Source organism: Nocardioides sp. JCM 18999 (assembly GCF_055391175.1).
In genome coordinates this window covers 969,197-985,287 of sequence record NZ_AP043887.1, presented here as the reverse complement: position 1 = coordinate 985,287, position 16,091 = coordinate 969,197, and the positions used below count along the sequence as shown (strand labels likewise).

At 71.4% G+C, this 16,091-nt stretch carries 17 protein-coding genes; 1 reads left to right on the top strand and 16 read right to left on the bottom strand.

Annotation, left to right across the window (positions count from 1 at the left end; genetic code table 11):
• The first annotated feature begins 59 nt into the window (after positions 1–59).
• Positions 60–989 (top strand): homocysteine S-methyltransferase, encoded by a 930-nt coding sequence (gene mmuM / locus ACZ5J1_RS04750; RefSeq protein ID WP_464563014.1) that lies wholly within the window; start codon positions 60–62, stop codon positions 987–989.
• Here mmuM and ACZ5J1_RS04745 read toward each other — a convergent pair.
• The 16 genes from ACZ5J1_RS04745 to mraY form a co-directional block, all read right to left on the bottom strand.
• Positions 958–1,668: an 8-oxoguanine DNA glycosylase OGG fold protein gene (locus ACZ5J1_RS04745; RefSeq protein ID WP_464563012.1), complete on the bottom strand. Its 711-nt coding sequence runs from the start codon at positions 1,666–1,668 to the stop codon at positions 958–960. The genes mmuM and ACZ5J1_RS04745 overlap by 32 nt on opposite strands.
• Positions 1,669–1,778: 110 nt before the next feature.
• A complete protein-coding gene (locus tag ACZ5J1_RS04740; protein WP_464563010.1) occupies positions 1,779–2,714 on the bottom strand; it encodes an RluA family pseudouridine synthase in 936 nt (311 codons plus the stop codon).
• A complete protein-coding gene (locus ACZ5J1_RS04735; protein WP_464563009.1) occupies positions 2,711–3,310 on the bottom strand; it encodes a signal peptidase II in 600 nt (199 codons plus the stop codon). The genes ACZ5J1_RS04740 and ACZ5J1_RS04735 overlap by 4 nt, the downstream gene beginning before the upstream one ends.
• Positions 3,311–3,338: 28 nt before the next feature.
• The gene (locus ACZ5J1_RS04730) at positions 3,339–4,295 is read right to left on the bottom strand and encodes a TraR/DksA family transcriptional regulator (protein ID WP_464563007.1); all 957 of its coding nucleotides are present in this window, start codon (positions 4,293–4,295) and stop codon (positions 3,339–3,341) included.
• Positions 4,296–4,484: 189 nt separating this feature from the next.
• On the bottom strand, positions 4,485–5,246 hold the full coding sequence (locus tag ACZ5J1_RS04725; RefSeq protein ID WP_464563005.1) for a DivIVA domain-containing protein: 762 nt from the start codon (positions 5,244–5,246) through the stop codon (positions 4,485–4,487).
• Between the two features lie 157 nt (positions 5,247–5,403).
• On the bottom strand, positions 5,404–5,694 hold the full coding sequence (locus ACZ5J1_RS04720) for a YggT family protein (RefSeq protein WP_464563004.1): 291 nt from the start codon (positions 5,692–5,694) through the stop codon (positions 5,404–5,406).
• A gap of 24 nt (positions 5,695–5,718) precedes the next feature.
• Complete coding sequence (locus tag ACZ5J1_RS04715) at positions 5,719–6,174, bottom strand: cell division protein SepF (protein ID WP_464563002.1); 456 nt, start codon at positions 6,172–6,174, stop codon at positions 5,719–5,721.
• A gap of 36 nt (positions 6,175–6,210) precedes the next feature.
• On the bottom strand, positions 6,211–6,930 hold the full coding sequence (locus tag ACZ5J1_RS04710) for a YggS family pyridoxal phosphate-dependent enzyme (protein WP_464563000.1): 720 nt from the start codon (positions 6,928–6,930) through the stop codon (positions 6,211–6,213).
• On the bottom strand, positions 6,927–7,646 hold the full coding sequence (gene pgeF / locus ACZ5J1_RS04705) for a peptidoglycan editing factor PgeF (RefSeq protein WP_464562999.1): 720 nt from the start codon (positions 7,644–7,646) through the stop codon (positions 6,927–6,929). Before pgeF ends, ACZ5J1_RS04710 begins: the two co-directional genes overlap by 4 nt.
• A gap of 4 nt (positions 7,647–7,650) precedes the next feature.
• Complete coding sequence (gene ftsZ, locus ACZ5J1_RS04700; protein ID WP_464562997.1) at positions 7,651–8,790, bottom strand: cell division protein FtsZ; 1,140 nt, start codon at positions 8,788–8,790, stop codon at positions 7,651–7,653.
• A gap of 164 nt (positions 8,791–8,954) precedes the next feature.
• A complete protein-coding gene (locus tag ACZ5J1_RS04695) occupies positions 8,955–9,722 on the bottom strand; it encodes a cell division protein FtsQ/DivIB (protein ID WP_464562995.1) in 768 nt (255 codons plus the stop codon).
• Complete coding sequence (gene murC / locus ACZ5J1_RS04690; protein WP_464562993.1) at positions 9,715–11,154, bottom strand: UDP-N-acetylmuramate--L-alanine ligase; 1,440 nt, start codon at positions 11,152–11,154, stop codon at positions 9,715–9,717. The genes ACZ5J1_RS04695 and murC overlap by 8 nt, the downstream gene beginning before the upstream one ends.
• A complete protein-coding gene (gene murG / locus ACZ5J1_RS04685) occupies positions 11,154–12,227 on the bottom strand; it encodes an undecaprenyldiphospho-muramoylpentapeptide beta-N-acetylglucosaminyltransferase (RefSeq protein WP_464562991.1) in 1,074 nt (357 codons plus the stop codon). Before murG ends, murC begins: the two co-directional genes overlap by 1 nt.
• 23 nt (positions 12,228–12,250) lie before the next feature.
• Positions 12,251–13,528, bottom strand: coding sequence for a putative lipid II flippase FtsW (gene ftsW / locus ACZ5J1_RS04680; RefSeq protein ID WP_464562989.1), 1,278 nt, complete (start codon positions 13,526–13,528; stop codon positions 12,251–12,253).
• A gap of 29 nt (positions 13,529–13,557) precedes the next feature.
• Positions 13,558–15,036 (bottom strand): UDP-N-acetylmuramoyl-L-alanine--D-glutamate ligase, encoded by a 1,479-nt coding sequence (murD, locus tag ACZ5J1_RS04675; protein WP_464562987.1) that lies wholly within the window; start codon positions 15,034–15,036, stop codon positions 13,558–13,560.
• Positions 15,018–16,085, bottom strand: a complete 1,068-nt coding sequence (mraY, locus tag ACZ5J1_RS04670) for a phospho-N-acetylmuramoyl-pentapeptide-transferase (RefSeq protein WP_464562985.1) — start codon at positions 16,083–16,085, stop codon at positions 15,018–15,020. The genes murD and mraY overlap by 19 nt, the downstream gene beginning before the upstream one ends.
• Positions 16,086–16,091: the final 6 nt, after the last annotated feature.

The window sequence follows — 16,091 nt, the reverse complement described above, 5'->3', positions numbered from 1 at the left end:
ACAGATCCACCACCGGCACCCCGTCCGCGGACTCAGGGCCCCGACCTACACTCGGCCACGTGAGCATCACCGCACCCGGCCGTCCGACGCCCGCCCTGGACGTACTCCGCGACGGGATCGTCGTCCTCGACGGCGGCCTGTCCAACGCGCTCGAGGGCCGCGGACACACGCTCGGCGGGGACCTGTGGACCGCCCGTCTGCTGCGCGACGAGCCCGAGGAGATCGCCGCGGTGCACCGGGCGTACTTCGAGGCCGGCGCCCAGGTGGCGACCACGGCCAGCTACCAGGCGAGCATCCCCGGCCTGGTCGCCGCCGGTGCCGACGAGCGGGAGGCCGAGCGCCTGATCCGGCTCAGCGTCCGGCTGGCGAAGGAGGTCGCCGCCGAGGGCTCCGACCGTCTGGTCGCGGCCTCGGTCGGCCCCTACGGGGCGATGCTCGCCGACGGTTCGGAGTACCGCGGCTACGAGGGCCGGGTCCCGGCGCAGGTCCTGCGCGAGTTCCACGGGCCGCGCCTGGACCTGCTGCTCGAGGAGGAGCCGGACCTGATCGCGGTCGAGACGGTCCCGGACCTGATCGAGGCCGAGGTGCTGGCCGAGCTCCTGCTGGGCGTCGACGTGCCCACCTGGGTGAGCTTCTCGGTCGCGGACGGCCGGACTCGCGCCGGCCAGCCCTGGGACGAGGCGTTCAGCGCCGTCGCCGGGGTCGACAGCGTGGTGGCGGTCGGGGTGAACTGCTGCGATCCGCGGGAGGCCGCGGCGGCCCTCGCGGCAGCGTCCGCTGCGACCGGAAAGCCCGGCGTCTGCTACCCCAACACCGGCCAGGACTGGCAGAGCGGCGACGGCGACGCGGCCGGCACCTGGACGGGTGAGGTGTCGTGGTCGGTCGATGCCGCCGCTTCCTGGGTGGCTGCGGGCGCCGGGATGATCGGCGGCTGCTGCGGGGTCGGCCCGGATCAGATCAGGGCCGTGGCCGGGTCCCTGTCGCGCTGACCAGTCCGCCGCCACGCGCCGCCAACGCCTGGTTGATCCGGATCGGGTCCAACCGGGTGGCGGCCGCCAGCCGGTGGATCACGGTGAGCGCGTAGGCGTAGTCGGCGGTCGGCCAGTCGGCCCCGGCGATCGGCGATCCGGGAAGCATCTCGTTCAACGCCTGGGCGACACTGGGGTCCAGGACGATCGCCTGCCCGGAATCATCGGCGGCTGCGAGGAACCGGGTGAAGTGGCTCGGACCCCAGCCGTGCAGGTGCCCCTCGTTGTTGAGCAGGTAGTACGCAGCGATCGGGCCGGCCGAGTCGAGTGCGTTGATCGCCGCACGCAGCCGGAACCGGGCCTCAGGGATCGCCGCGGTCCGCGACGTCCGCCACGCACCGAACGAGCTCTCCCCGAACCCGGCCGCATTGGCGTGGACCAGCAGCGGGAGCCAGTCCGCCGACGCGCGTCCGATCCGGGCGGCAGCGGTCAGGTCGTCGGGGCCGATCGCGAGGCTGGCCCGCAGTGGAGCGGGCAGCAGCGGTTCCGCCCGCCAACCGGGATGGAGTCGTACGACGCCGTCAGGGCCGTCGGCTCCGTCCGGGCGCGCGGTGACGAGGTCGAGGACCGCACCCTCGATCTCCACCGCTTCAGCGCGCTGCCGAGCGCGCGCGACGTCGCCGTCGACCTCCAGACCCATCAGGTCTCCCTCCCCAGGAAACGACTCCGACGGCGCCCTCACACCGTCGTGTCGATGGGACGAGCGTAGTGGTCCGGAGCAACGGGGACCGGCGGAGGAGCGATCTCGGTTCAGAGAAGGTCGCGGACGACCTCGAGCGCGTGCGCCAGGTCGTCCGGGTACGGCGAGCTGTACTCGACGTACTCCCCCGTCTCGGGGTGCTCGAAGCCCAGCCGGACGGCGTGCAGCCACTGCCGCTCCAGACCGACCCGCTTGGCCAGGGTGGGGTCGGCGCCGTACTGGTGGTCGCCGACGCACGGATGGTGGGTCGCACTCATGTGGACTCGGATCTGGTGGGTGCGTCCGGTCTCGAGGTGGATCTCGAGGAGGCTGGCGAACCGGTGCGCCTCGAGGGTCTCGTAGTGGGTGATGCTCGGCCGGCCGTCGGCGATCACGGCCATCTTGTAGTCGGCCTTGGGGTGACGGCCGATCGGCGCATCGATCGTGCCCACGTGCGGGTCGGGGTGGCCCTGGACGAGGGCGTGGTAGACCTTCGTCGGTGTCCGGTCCCGGAAGGCCTGCTTGAGCACGCTGTAGGCGTGCTCGGACTTCGCGATCACCATCACGCCGGTCGTGCCGACGTCGAGCCTCTGCACGATGCCTTCGCGCTCCTTGGCGCCCGACGTCGAGATCCGCACGCCGGCGGCTCGCAGGTGGCCGACGATCGTCGGTCCGGTCCATCCCGGGCTGGGGTGGACCGCGACGCCGACCGGCTTGTCGATCACGACGATGGCATCGTCCTCGTGGATGATTCGGATGCCTTCGACGATCTCCTCGTGGATCTCGAGGGGATCGGCCAGGACCGGGATGGTCACGTCCAGCATCGCGCCGGAGTGCACCCGGTCGGACTTGCCGACCTGCTTGCCGTCGAGCATCACCAGGCCGTCGGCGGCGAGCTCGGCCGCTCGGGTCCGGGAGAGGCCGAACAGGCGGGCGATCGCCGCGTCGACGCGCTCGCCCTCGAGACCGTCGGGGACGAACAGGGTGCGCTGCTCCGAGCTGGTCACGCCGAAGCGACCTCGTCGCGGACCTCGCGGGTGCCGTCGAGGCGGATCCCCCGCCACGACAGGATCACGATCAGGACGGCGGCCGCCGAGATGCAGATGTCGGCGACGTTGAAGATCGGCCAGTGCGGCAGCTCCAGGAAGTCGACGACGTGTCCACGCAGGGGTCCGGGCGCGCGGAACAGTCGGTCGGTGACGTTGCCGAGGATCCCCGCACCGAGCAGACCGAGGGCGATCGCCCAGGTGAGCGAGCGGACCTTGGTCACGACCACCCAGCCGACGACGCACGCGGCAGCGATCGCGAAGACGGAGAGCGCCATCGTCAGGCCCGTCCCGGTGCTGAAGGCAGCGCCCGGGTTGCGGGTCAGGTGCAGCCGGAGCAGCGACCCGATGAGCTGCTGGGGGTCGCTCGGATCGAGCCGCGCGACGGCGATGGACTTGGTGATCTGGTCCAGCGTCACGCCGGCCAGGGCGACCAGGCCCGCGACGGTCGCGGCCCGGGCAGCACTGAGCGATCGATCCGCGGTGGCCATTGCAGGGGCGGCCGGCTCACCGGTCACGTCGTTGTCGTCCATGTCGTTGCCAAGGTTCTCATGCACGGCCCGAGCGACGAACTCGACGGACGGATCAGCGGCGCTCTTCACGGGTCTTGCAGGCCATGCAGAGCGTGGCGCGCGGGAACGCCATCAGGCGCAGCTTCCCGATCGGCTCGCCGCAGGACTCGCAGACGCCGTAGGTGCCGTCGTCGATGCGGCCGAAGGCACGCTCGATCTGGGCGAGCTTGTCCTTCTCGGAGTTGACGACGCTGAGCTCCTGGTCGCGCTCGAAGCTGGTGGCGCCCATGTCGGCCTGGTCCTGGCCGGCGCCGTCGCCGCTGTCCTTCATCAGCCCGGAGAGCTCGATCTCCTGGGCCTCGAGGAGGGCGAGCGCGTGGGTGCGCTGCTCGGTGAGCTCGGCGACGATCTCCGCCAGCTCGGCCTTGGTCCAGGCCCCTTCGCCGTCCTTGACCACCAGGGCGGCGGGGGTGTTTCCAGTCGAAGCCTTCTTCGTCACGGGAGAATTCTGCACCGTCGCCTTCTTCGCCGCCCGAGCGGGGGCTGCCTTCGTGGCGGGCACTGCGGCCTTCTTGGCAGGGGCTGCGGCCTTCTTCGCAGGGGCTGCGGCCTTCTTGGCGGGAGCAGCCGCCTTCTTGGCGGGTGCAGCCGTCTTCTTCGCGGGTGCCGGGGCCTTCTTCGCGGGCGCTGCGGCCTTCTTCGCGGGCGCTGCGGCCTTCTTCGCGGGCGCTGCAGCCTTCTTCGCAGGTGCAGCCGCCTTCTTCGCAGGGGCTGCGGCCTTCTTGGCGGGAGCAGCCGCCTTCTTCGCAGGGGCTGCAGCCTTCTTGGCGGGTGCCGGGGCCTTCTTCGCGGGCGCTGCGGCCTTCTTCGCTGGCGCTGCAGCCTTCTTGGCAGGCGCTGCGGCCTTCTTCGCTGGCGCGGCCTTCTTCGCAGGCGCGGCGGCCTTCTTCGCGGGCGCTGCGGCGGGGCGCGCGCGTCCCGTTGCCTTCTTGACCGCCGTAGCGACCCGTCCGAGCGGAGTCCGAGCCATCTCTGCCTCCTCAGTGGCAACGAGCCCGTCCCCCATGGATGAGGCCGTTGCGCCTTGGTTCGCCGGGACTGTAGTCCCTTGTTGCACCGCGCTTCAATGCACCACACCGCAACGGAGGGTGCCGAAATGCCCGGAGCCAGCACCGCCCGAGGGCGGTACTGGCTCCGACGTGGACCGAACGAACCGGTCTCAGACCGGGCTTTCGTCCTCACCGAGGATCGAGCGGAGACGCTTCGGCGCGCTCGGCGCCTCGTCGTTGCCGGCCTCGCCGCCGAAGCTGTTGAGGGACTCGAGCTGCTGGGTGAAGTAGCCCTTGAGCCGCGAGCGGTACTCGCGCTCGAACGAGCGCAGGTTCGCGACGTCGAGGTCGAGCTTGTCCTTCTCCCGCTCCAGGTCACCGAAGAGCTGGGTACGACGCTCCGCGGTCTCCTGGTCGAGCATCTGCGCGCGCTGGCGGGCGTCGGACTCGAGCCGGTCGGCCTTCGACTTCGACTCGGACTCGAGGCGCTCGGCCTTGGTCCGGGCCTCGCCGATGATCTTGTCGGCGTCGTCCTTGGCGGACTCGACCAGCTCGTCGGCGTTGCGGGTGGCGATCTCGAGCAGCTTGGCCGCAGCGTTGGACGCCTCGGGCACCGTCTCGACGCGCAGCGTCTGGACGGGCGCAGCGACGGCAGCGACCTCGGGCTCGGGGGCCTTGACCGGCTCCGGGGTGGGGGCAGGAGCCTCGACCACCGGCTCGGGCTCGACGACCGGTGCCGGAGCGGCGGCAACGGGCTCACCGGACTGGGCGGCGGCGACCTTGGCTCGGAGGTCGTCGTTCTCCTTGTTGAGACGGGCCAGCTCGGCCTCGACCTCGTCGAGGAACTGGTCCACCTCTCCCATGTCGTAGCCCTCGCGGAGACGGACGGGAGTGAACCTCTTGTTGCTCACGTCCTCTGGCGTCAGTGGCATGACCCCACCTATTCGTAGTCGCAGTTTCGTGCGGTTTTTGGGAAGAACAACCTGTCACCAGGCTGAATGTTGCTGTTGGTAATACTGAGACGAAACCATAGCGCGTGTCGAGACACAGCACCGGGCTCGTCCTAGAACCCCTCTCGCGGGACCTGGCTCAGAGCAGCGTCGAGGCGACGACGCGAAGCAGGATGTAGGCCGCGAGCAGGACGATCAGGAAGCTGAGATCGAGCGCGATGCCGCCGATCCGCAGCGGCGGGATCACCCGGCGCAGCGCCTTGATCGGCGGATCGGTGGCGGTGTAGACCCCCTCCAGCAGGACCAGCAGGACTCCACGAGGAGACCACTGCCGGGCGAAGACCTGGACCCAGTCCACGATGAACCGAACCCAGAGGAGCCCGATGAAGGCATACAGGAGGATGTAGAGAACCTCCCCGACGATCTGCATGGTGCTGAACCCTACGGGGTGCGCCTAGGACTGGTTGAAGAACCCGCCCTGAGCGATCCGCGCCTTCGCCTCTGCCGCCACCGTGACGTTCGCCGGGGAGAGCAGGAAGACCTTGCTGGTGACCCGCTCGATCTCGCCGCGGGTGGCGAAGATCAGACCGGCGGCGAAGTCGACGAGACGCTTGGCGTCGGCGTCGTCCATCTCGTTGAGGTTCATGATCACCGGGATGCCCTCCCGGTAGTTCTCGCCGATGGTGCGGGCGTCGTTGTACGTCCGCGGCTGCACCGTGACGATCTTCGACAGCTCCACGTCGGGGGCCGGAGCCGGCACCGGACGGGGACGTCGACGCTCGGAGAGGTCGGCGACGGGAGCGGTCTCGCCCGCGTCGTACGCCGGCACTTCGTCGGTGTAGTCGTCGTATCGACCGGTGTCCTCGAGCAGGCCGAGGTATTCACCGATCCTGCGCATTCCGCCGCTCATGAGATCTGACCTTCCGGTTGTTCGTTGGACATGACACTAAGGGACCTGGGGACGTGATCCGAGGACCGCGGAGCCGACACGCACGTGTGTCGCGCCGGCGGCGACCGCCTCCTCGAGATCGCCGCTCATCCCGGCTGACAGCACGTCCGCGTCGGGGTGCTGGGCCAGGAAGTCGGCACGGATGAGAGCGAGCCGGTCGAAGGCTTCGCGGGGGTCTCCCCCGAGCGGCGCGACGGCCATCAGGCCGCGCAGTCGGAGGTGCTCGGTGCCGGCGACGAGCCCGGCCAGGGCGTCGAGCCCGGCGGGCTCGATGCCGCTCCGGGCACCGGGATGATCCGGCGGGTCGAGACTGACCTGCAGGAGTACGTCGACGTCGCGCTGCGCCTCGGCGGCACCGCGCGCGAGCGGGGCGACGAGCTTGGCCCGGTCGACCGACTCGACCACGTCGGCGTAGGCCGCCACGGCTGCGGCCTTGTTCGACTGGAGGCCACCGATGAAGTGCCAGCGCAGGGCGAGGTCGGCGCAGTCCGCGGCCTTGGCCTCGGCATCCTGGTGCCGGTTCTCCCCCACGTCGGTCACGCCGAGACCGGCGAGCAGCCGCACGTCGGAGGCGGGGAAGAACTTGGTGACCACGACCAGGTGGACGTCGCCCGGGGCGCGGCCGGCTGCCGCCTCGGCAGCGTGGATCCGTGCCTGGACGGTCTCCAGGTTGGCGGCCAGCTCGGCCCGGCGCGACTCGGCGTTCGACGTGCTCATGCGGCATCACCGCGGAGTCGGATCAGGCCGGCGTGGCGCCCGGCGCCTTCGCCGTCGCGTCGGAACGAGTAGAGCTCGGTGTGCTCGCGGGTGCAGACCCCGGCCTCGACGACGGCGACGTCGATCCGCTCCAGCTGCGCCCGCACGCCGGCCACGACGTCGATCGCGGGGGTGCCCCACCGCGTCGTCGCGGCGCTGGCCGGCTCCTGGTCGGCGACGGCCTCACGCAGGTCGGCCGGAACCTCGTAGCACCCGCCGCAGATGGCCGGGCCGATCCAGGCGGTGACCCGCTCCGCGCCGCGCGCGCGCATCCGCGCCACCGCGGCGGGAACGACGCCGGAGGCCATCCCGGCGCGTCCGGCGTGCGCAGCCCCGATCACGCCCCGGTCAGGGTCGGCGAGCAGCACCGGAACGCAGTCGGCGGCACGGATCATCAGCACCACGCCGCTGGCGTCGGTGACGATGCCGTCGGCTTCGGGGCGGGTGCCGGGCTCGGCGTCGACGACCGTGGCTCCGTGCACCTGCACCAGGTCGGCCAGGTCGGCGCCGGGGGCGAAGTCGGCGAGCAGCAGCTCGTGGTTGCGTGCCACGGCCTCACGGTCGTCCCCGCCGGCGAGCGCCAGGTTGAGGGAGTCCCAGGGCGCACCGCTGACCCCGCCGATCCGGTCCGTGAAGGCCAGATCGACGGGGCCGAGCGAGGTGCGGAAGTGGTACACGGACCTACTTCAGGAAGTCCGGGACGTCGAGGTCGTCGTCGGCGAAGGTGACCGAGGGAGCAGCGGCCGGAGCAGCGGTGGGCTGCGCGGCCAGGGTCTCCGGACGGGTCGCGACCGCGGCGGCGACCGCGGCGCGGGTCTCCTCCTGGGTCTGGACCGGGCGACGCAGCGCCTCGGACTCGACCTTCTTCTTCGGCTCGCCGCCGTCGAAGCCGGCCGCGATCACGGTCACCCGGACCTCGTCGCCGAGGGCGTCGTCGATGGTCGCGCCGAAGATGATGTTGGCGTCGGGGTGGACCGCTTCGGCCACCAGCGCGGCGGCCTCGTTGATCTCGAAGAGGCCGAGGTCGGAACCGCCGGAGATCGAGAGCAGCACGCCGTGGGCGCCGTCGATGCTCTCCTCCAGCAGCGGGCTGGAGACGGCCGACTGGGCCGCGACGACGGTGCGGTCCTCGCCCCGGGCCGAGCCGATGCCCATGATCGCCGAGCCGGCGTTGGACATCACGGACTTCACGTCGGCGAAGTCGAGGTTGATCAGGCCGGGGGTGGTGATCAGGTCGGTGATGCCGGCCACACCCTGCAGCAGCACCTGGTCGGCCTGGCGGAAGGCGTCCATCACGGAGACGTTGCGGTCGGAGATGGAGAGCAACCGGTCGTTCGGGATGACGATGAGGGTGTCGACCTCGGCGCGCAGTGCCTCGATGCCGTCCTCGGCGGACTTGGAGCGTCGCTTGCCCTCGAAGGCGAACGGACGGGTGACCACACCGATGGTGAGGGCGCCCAGCGAACGGGCGAGCTTGGCCACGACGGGTGCGCCGCCGGTGCCGGTGCCGCCACCCTCGCCGGCGGTCACGAAGACCATGTCGGCGCCCTTGATGACCTCTTCGATCTCCTCGGCGTGGTCCTCGGCGGCCTGCTTGCCGACGTCGGGGTTCGCGCCGGCACCCAGACCGCGGGTGAGCTCACGCCCGATGTCGAGCTTCACGTCGGCGTCGCTCATCAGCAGCGCCTGGGCGTCGGTGTTGATGGCGATGAACTCCACGCCCTTGAGACCGACCTCGATCATGCGGTTGATGGCGTTCACGCCGCCACCACCGATGCCGACGACCTTGATGATCGCCAGGTAGTTCTGTGCTGCTCCCACGGCTGCGCCCCGTTTCGTACGTCGTCTGGAGGATTCCCTCAACCATGACCCTCATCCTGAGGGTTATAGTTATGTCAACCTGTTGTTGTGGAAGACAGTAGGCAGCGCGATGGGTGATTCCGGGCCGACACGCGGGTGTGTCGCGAATGTGTCGCTAAATAAGGTCAGCGGGTGGTCGGCTGACCGGGCACGGAGACGTCGTACACCGTGGCCTTGTGCCGCAGGAGGGCCAGGAGGACCTCGGCCTTCTGCGCCGAGTCCGCGGAGCTCCCCCACTCGACGGTCCGTCCCTTGGACAGGTCGAGCGAGATCTCGTCGGCCGTCCGGACGGCGACGTGGTCGGTGATCCGTGCGATCACGGGCGGCAGCGCGGCGACCACCCGGGCGGCTTCGCGCAGCGCCTTGGCATCGGTGCCGGCGGGGCTGACCACGGTCGGCAGCGCGGCCGGCGCCTTCCGGTAGGAGTCGAAGACGACGCCGTCGCGGTCGAGGGCGCGCAGCTGCCCACCCAGGTCGATCACGGCGATCGGGGTGCGCTCGACGATCTTGATCGAGAGCTGGTCGGGCCAGGCACGCGAGACGCTCACCGACTCGACCGCCGCGAGGGCGGCGACCCGGTCACGGACGTTGCCGACGTCGACGCGTACCAGCTGCGTTCCCGGGGTGACCGCGGCCGCGGCCCGGACCTGGGCGGGGTTCAGCCGCGCCGTACCGGTGACCACGACCGACTGCACGGCGAGGTAGGAGGAGAACCAGATCGTCCACACGGCCGCGCCGATCCCGGCCAGGACGACCAGGGTGATCAGGATGGGCTTGAGCCGCAGCCATCGGCGTCGCCACTGCCGGCGGGCGAAGCGGCGTTGGGTGCGCCGGGCGGTCCGCTCGGCACGGTCCGGCTTCGGCTCCGGCGGCGCGGTGATCGCTTCAGGCACCGGTGCCTCGCAGGGCCTCGAGGACGAGCGGGCCGACCTGGGTGATCGTGCCCGCCCCCAGGGTGAGGACCAGGTCGTCGGGGCGGGCCCGGGTCGCGAGCGCGGCGGCCGCCTCGGGCAGCCCGGAGACGGAACCGACGAGCGCGGGCGGCAACCCGACGGCGTCGGCGACCAGCGCCGAGGTCACCTCCGGATCGGGCTCCTCCCGGGCCAGGTAGATGTCCAGCACGACGACCTCGTCGGCCGCGCCGAGGGCGCGTCCCATCTCTGCGCCGAAGATCCGGGTGCGGGAGACCAGGTGCGGCTGGAAGGCGACCAGGACCCGCCCCTCCCCTGCCAGCGACCGCGCCGCTTCCAGGTCACCGGTGATCTCGGAGGGGTGGTGGGCGTAGGAGTCGTAGACCCGGATCGACCCGCCCGCGACCGGGGCCTCGCCCTTGAACTCCATCCGGCGGCGGGTGCCTCCGAAGGACTCCAGGCCGCGGGCGAGAGCGTCGAAGGCGTAGCCGAGTCGCAGTCCGAGGGTGAGCGCGGCGAGCGCGTCGAGCACGTAGTGGCGGCCGGGGATCTGGAGGGTGACGCGGCCGAGCTCGATCCCGCCGTCGATCACCGTGAACGCGGAGGTGGAACCCTCCAGGACCACGTCGACGGCCCGGACGTCGGCCGACTCGAGGGTGCCCACGCCGACGAAGGTGCGGCCGGTCGCGGCGGCGACCGTGCGCAGCTCGGCGGCGCCCGGGTCGTCGATGCAGGCGACCAGGACGCCCCCGGCCTCGGCCGGGTCGATCCGCTCGACGAACTCGGCGAACGCCTGCTGGTAGGCGGCCTCGGTGCCCCAGGAGTCGAGGTGGTCGGCCTCGACGTTCGTCACGATCGCGGCGTGGGGCCGGTAGACCAGGAAGGCCCCGTCGCTCTCGTCGGCCTCGGCCACGAAGAGGTCTCCGGAGCCCTCGCCGGCGTTCGTCCCCGTGGTGGTGAGCTCGCCGCCGATGGCGTACGTCGGGTCGGCACCTGCGGCCTGGAGGGCGACGGTGAGCAGTGACGTGGTGGTGGTCTTGCCATGGGTGCCGGCCACGGCGAGGACCCGCCGGTCGGCCATCACCGAGGCGAGTCCGGCGCTGCGCGGCCAGATCCGCAAGCCCCGCCGCTGCGCCTCGACGACCTCGGCGTTGTCCTCCCGGACGGCCGTGGACACGATCACGGTCTCCGCCGCTGCGACCTGCTCGGCGGCGTGGCCGACGTGCACGGTCGCGCCGAGCTCGCGCAGGGCCTCGAGCACCGGTGAGTCGGTGCCGTCGCTCCCCGAGACGGCGATGCCGCGGGCCAGCATGATCCGGGCGATCGCCGACAGGCCGGCACCGCCGATGCCGATGAAGTGGACGTGGCCGAGCCCGTCCGCCGCAGGGATCACCTCGGGCACGGGAACGCGCATCAGGCGCCCGCCTCGAGCAGGATCGTGGCGAGCCGCTCGTCGGCGTCACGGGGCACCAGGGCGGCGGCCTTCGCCCCCATCGCGGAAAGCCGGGCCGGGTCGCCGAGCAGCGCCGGGACGGTCCGCTCGACCCAGGACGAGGTGAAGGCCGCGTCGGCGACCAGCAGGGCGCCCCCGGCGTCGACGACGGGACGGGCGTTGAGCTCCTGCTCGCCGTTGCCGTGCGGGAGGGGGACGAAGACGGCCGGTACGCCGACGGCGGCGGCCTCGACGACGCTCGAGGCTCCGGAGCGGCAGACCATCAGGTCGGCGGCGGCCAGCGCGAGGTCCATCCGGTCCACGTAGGGCAGGACGTGATAGCGGTCGCCGGGTGAGGCGAGCTCGTTCTTCGGGCCGATCACGTGCAGCACCTGGATCCCGGCCGCGTCGAGGGTCGGCCAGGCGGCCACGACCGACTCGTTCAACCGGCGTGCCCCCTGGGAGCCTCCGGTGATGACGAGGGTGGGTCGGTCGGGATCGAGGCCGAACTCGGCGCGGGCCCGGTCCCGCAGGGCGGCCCGGTCCAGGGTGGAGATCATCCGGCGGATCGGCAGGCCGACGTACTCGGCCCGTGGCAGCGGGGTGTCGGGGAAGGAGACCGCGACCCGGGTGCCGTGACCGCCGAGGCGGGCGCCGACCTTGTTCGCCAGGCCGGGGACGGCGTTCTGCTCGTGGATGACGATCGGCAGCTTGCGCCGCTTGGCCGCGAAGTAGACCGGCAGGCTGACGTAGCCGCCGTAGCCGCAGACCACGTCGGGGCGGACCCGGTCGAGGATCTCCCCCGCCGCGGCGACCGCGCCGCGCAGGCGACCGGGAACGCCGAGGAGCTCCTTGTTCAGGGAGCGGGGCAGCGGCACCGGCGGGATCAGCTCGAGCGGGTAGCCGGCCTCCGGGACGAGCCGGGTCTCCAGCCCCCGAGCGGTGCCGACGCAGGTCACCTCGGCCTCAGGAGCGAGGCGTCGTACGGCGTCGGCGGTGGCGAGCAGGGGGGACGTGTGGCCGGCGGTGCCGCCACCCGCAAGAAGGACCTTCATGGTGAGACTCAATCTAGCCGGGCTCAGCGGGTGACCGAGAGCCCGGCGGAACGGCGCTGCTGACGGGCGGCGAGGGCTGCCGCGGCCTCGGGCTCGCGACGGGCGAAGCCGATCACGAGTCCGATCGCGACCAGCGAGGGAACCAGCGCGGAGCCGCCGTAGGAGACCAGCGGCAGCGGGATCCCGATGACGGGGAGGACGGCGAGCACCATCCCGATGTTGATCAGGGTCTGGCCGAGCAGCCACACCACGATGCCGAACGTCATGTACCGCACGAACGGGTCCGTGGTCTGCCGGGCGACCCGGACGGCGGCGAAGGCGATGGTCAGGAAGAGCCCGAGGACCAGCAGCGTGCCGACCAGCCCGAGCTCCTCGCCGAGAACGCCGAAGATGAAGTCGGTGTGGGCCTCGGGGAGGCTCCCCCACTTCTCCTTGGAGGCGCCGATGCCCTCCCCGATCCACCCGCCCGAGCTGAGCGCGTAGAGCCCGTGCACGGCCTGGTAGCCGTCGCCCAGCGGGTCCTTGAACGGGTCGGTGAAGTTCGCCAGTCGTGCGAGCCGGTGCGGGCTGGCCACGGCCAGCGCTCCGACACCGACGGCCATCAGCGCGGCCAGGGCGCCGAAGACCCGCAGCGGCAGGCCGACCACCCACAGCAGCCCGGCCGCGATCACCGCGAAGACCAGGCCGGTGCCGAGGTCGTTGCCGGCCATCACCAGGAAGAACGCGAGCAGCATGCCGGGGCCGAAGGGGACGAGCATGGCGTGCGTCGCGTCCTTGGTGTTCGGCGAGGAGAGCCGGCGCTCCTTGTTCGCGAAGATGTTCGCCGCCCAGAGGACGAGGCCGAGCTTGGCGATCTCCGAGGGCTGGATCTGGAAGGAACCGACCCCCAGCCAGTTCTGGTTGCCGTTGACCGCGTGACCGAGGAAGACGGTGGCGCCGAGCAGGGCGAGGGAGACGGCGAAGGCGGGGTAGGCCATGCCGCGCACCAGGCGCAGCGGCAGTCGGCTCGCGAGCCAGGCCGCCGGCAGTCCGATCGCCACCCACATCAGCTGTCGCTCGACCACCGAGTAGGAGTTCCCGGTGTACTTGAGGCTGTAGATGCTGGAGGCGCTGAGCACCATGATCAGGCCGATCGTGAGCAGCAGCGCGGCCGAGACCAGCAGCAGGTAGTAGTTGGTCAGCGGCCGGTCGAGGGCCTCGCCGAGGGCGCGGAACCAGGGCAGGCGACGCAGGCTCCGGGCGGGTCGCGCCAGGTCGAGCGGGGGCCGGACGGCGGTGTCGTCACTGCTGACCGTCGTCATCGGCGACCCCGCTTCCATCCGACCCGTGGCTAGGCCTTGCTGACGTACTCCTGAACCGCCTGGGCGAACGCGTCGCCCCGGTCGGCGTAGTCACGGAACTGGTCCATCGAGGCGCATCCAGGGGCGAGCAACACCGTGTCTCCGGGTTGGGCGAACCTGGCGGCGGCCTCGACGACCGCACGCATGACTGCCACACCAGTCTCACCGGTCCCAGCCTCGACCACCGGAACATCCGGCGCGTGTCGCGCAAGTGCCCCGGCGATCACGTCCCGGTCGGCGCCGGTGAGGACGACCGCCCGCAGGCGCTCCCGCACGGCGGGGACGAGCTCCTCGAACCGGGCGCCCTTGGCCAGCCCGCCGGCGACCCACACGACCGAGTCGTAGGCCATCAGGCTGGAGCGGGCCGCGTGCGGGTTGGTCGCCTTGGAGTCGTCGACCCAGGTGACGCCGCCCGCCTCGGTGACGGTCTCGATCCGGTGACCGCCCGGCCGGAAGTCCCGCAGGCCGTCGCGAACCGCCTGCTGGCTGACGCCGTGTGCGCGGGCCAGCGCCGCGGCGGCGAGCGCGTTGGCGACCACGTGCGGCGCGGGCGACCCGAGGTCGGCGACGGTGCAGAGCTCGGCGGCGCTGGTGGAGCGCTCCGGGATGAAGGCCCGGTCGACGAGGATGTCCTCGACCAGGCCGACCATGCCCACGGACGGCATCCCGAGGGTGAAGCCGATCCCCCGGGCACCGTCGGCCACGTCGGCCTCCTCGACCAGGGTGCGGGTCGCGGCGTCCTCGACGTTGTAGACGCAGGCGCGGCTCACGCCGGAGTAGATCCGGCCCTTGTCGGCCGCGTAGCCGGTCATCCCACCGAGCTCGGAGTACCAGTCCAGGTGGTCCTCGGCCAGGTTGAGCACGACGGCCGACTCGGCCTGCATCGACGAGGTGTAGTGCAGCTGGAAGCTGGAGAGCTCGACCGCCAGGACGTCGTACGGCGTCGGGTCCATCACCACCTCGACGATCGGCCGACCCAGGTTGCCGACGGCCGCCGAGCGCAGGCCGGCGGTGCGCAGGATCGCGTCCAGCATCTCGGTCGTCGTGGTCTTGCCGTTGGTGCCGGTGACGGCGAGCCAGGGGGCGGGATGGTTCGGGTCGCGCAGCCGCCAGGCCAGCTCGACCTCGCCCCACACCGGGATGCCCCGGGCCGCGGCCTCGGCCAGCAGGGGGGCGTCGGGGCGCCAGCCGGGGCTGGCGATGAGCAGGTCCACGTCCTCGGGCAGCCGCGCGGTCGAGCCCGGCTCGAGCCGGATCTTCGCGCCGAGCTGCTCGAGCAGACCGGCCCGTTCGGCCCGCTCGCCCTCGCCGGGGCGCTCGTCGAGCGCGGTGACGTCGGCCCCGAGGAAGAGCAGGTTGTCAGCGGCAGCGATCCCGGAGACACCGAAGCCGGCGACGACCGCCTTCACGCCGTCCCACGAGTCGTGGCGACCCAGCGCGTCGGGCGCCGTCAATTCGCCACCACCCATTCGGCGTAGAAGATCCCGACGCCGACGGCGACGAAGAGGGCGGTGATGATCCAGAACCGGATCACGACCGTGACCTGCTCCCAGCCGAGCATCTCGAAGTGGTGGTGGATGGGGGCCATCCGGAAGATCCGCTTGCCCTTGGAGAGCTTGAAGAAGCCGACCTGGAGGATCACCGACAGGGTCTCGATCACGAAGATGCCCCCGAGCACGACGACGAGGAGCTCGGTCCGGCTGAGCACCGCGAAGCCGGCCAGGGCCGAGCCGAGGGCGAGCGAACCGGTGTCGCCCATGAAGATCTGGGCCGGTGAGGCGTTCCACCAGAGGAACCCGATGCAGGCGCCCATGATGCAGGCGGCGATCACGGCGAGGTCGAGCGGATCGCGGACGAGGTAGCAGTTCGCGTTGCTGGTGTTGCCGCAGGACTGGTTGGACTGCCAGATGCTCACCACGACGTACGCGGCGAAGACCAGCGCACTGGCGCCGGTGGCGAGGCCGTCGAGGCCGTCGGTGAGGTTGACCGCGTTGCTGAACCCGGTGACCAGGAACCAGATCACCGCGATCGCCACGATCGTCGGCAGCGTCCAGCTCCAGTCGCGGAGGAAGGAGATGCTGTGACTGGCCGGGTCGCGGCCGCGGTCGTCGTCGAGGCCGTCCCACAGCGCGAGCACACCGAAGATCACCGCGACGACGGTCTGACCGATGAACTTCGCCCGCGAGCGCAGGCCGAGGTTGCGCTGCCGGAAGATCTTGATGAAGTCGTCGAGGAAGCCGACCAGGGCCGTGCCGACGAAGAGGAAGAGGAGCAGCCACGCGCTCGCGCTGGGCGCGATCCCGGTGAAGAGCCGGGCGCCGAAGTACCCGAGCACGGTGGCCAGCACGATCACGACGCCACCCATGGTGGGCGTCCCGCGCTTGGACAGGTGCGTGGTGGGTCCGTCTTCGCGGATCTCCTGGCCGTAGCCGAGCTTGGTGAACTGGGCGATGGCCACACGTGTCCCCAGGAGGGAGATGATCAGGGCCAGACCGCCGCCGAGGAGGATCGCTCTCATAGCGGG